Raw genomic sequence first — 1,376 nt, 5'->3', positions numbered from 1 at the left:
TCGACCGCCTCACCGCCGTTCACCGACACCGCACCACGCGTCACCACGACCAGCGTCGACCGCTCGAACCGGGCATCGGACAGCCACTGTTGAAGGGCTTCCAGGACCTGGCGGGTGACGGCGTGCGCGTGCTCCGGAGCGGCGAGCGGGTCCTCGGTCGGCGCGCAGTGCAGCAGGACGGTCTCCGGAACGGATGCGCCGCCGTCGACGGCCCGGAGGAGCCCGGCCAGGTCGGGGCAGAAGGGCCGATGGCCGCCCAACTCGGTCCCGATCAGCACGGGCTCGCGATCGGCGTCCCCCTCCGACGGGGTGTGGGGCTGCCAACGGATCTGCAGCAGCGGGTCACGGCTCCGGTCCTTGAGCCCGAGCTCCCCGGCGGGCAACGGACGCAGCACCAGGGAGTCGGCGGTCAGCACCGGGTTACCGTCCAGGTCGGTGGCGGTGACCGCCACCGCCTCGCCCTTCCGCTGCAGCCGGACGCGCAGCGCCGTCGCACCGGTCGCGTGCAGTTGCACACCGTTCCAGCTGAACGGCAGGGCCACACCACCGCCCCGAGTCTCCAGGCCGAGCGGGTGCATGGCCGCGTCCAGCAGCGCGGGGTGAATGCCGAACCCGGCGGCGTCCCCCTGATCGGGCATGGCGACCTCCGTCAGGATGTCGTCGCCGTGCACCCAGTAACCGGTGAGGCCCTGGAAGGCCGGTCCGTACTGGTAGCCACGTGCGTCCAGCAGCGGGTACACGTCGTTCGGGTCCATGGCCGTGGCTCCGACCGGCGGCCACACGGCAGTCGGCTCGACGGTCACGGCGGGGGCGGCGGTGACCGTCGCGGTCGCATGCCGGACCCAGGTACCCGAGCCGGACTCCGCCAACGGTCGGGAGTGCACCATGACCTGCCTGCCGCCGTCGCTCTCGGGCTCACCGACGGTGACCCTCAGATCGACCGATGCGTCTTCGGCGAGCACGAGCGGGGTGTGCAGGGTCATCTCCTCAACCCGCGTGCAGCCGACGTGCGTTCCGGCATGGAGTACCAGGTCCAGCATGGCCGTGCCGGGGAGCAGCACGGTGCCGGCGACCGTGTGGTCGGCGAGCCACGGATGTGTGGCGAGCGACAGGTTCCCGGTGAACACGGTCGACGCGGTGTCGGCGAGGTCGATGGCCGCGCCGAGCAGGGGATGCCCGGTCGCGGTCTGTCCCGGTGCCGCGTCGGTGTCACGGGGCGCGTTCAGCCAGTACGAGCGCTGTTGGAACGGATACGTCGGCAGGTCGGCGCGTGGCCCGGTGACGGGCCAGGCGACAGGCGTACCGTGGACATGGACCCCCGACAACGCCTCCCGGAACGACCGCCCCTCACCACGACGCCGGTCCAGCACCGCGAA

Annotated in this window: 1 protein-coding gene; it reads right to left on the bottom strand. The window is 72.1% G+C overall.

Annotated features, from left to right (window positions below):
- Positions 1 to 1,376: polyketide synthase dehydratase domain-containing protein (locus ACFQ87_RS46460; protein WP_380617088.1), on the bottom strand; the 1,376-nt coding region annotated here is incomplete at both ends.

The organism is Kitasatospora sp. NPDC056531, from assembly GCF_042794375.1.
Classification (GTDB): domain Bacteria; phylum Actinomycetota; class Actinomycetes; order Streptomycetales; family Streptomycetaceae; genus Kitasatospora.
This window is presented reverse-complemented; position numbering and strand designations above follow the sequence as displayed.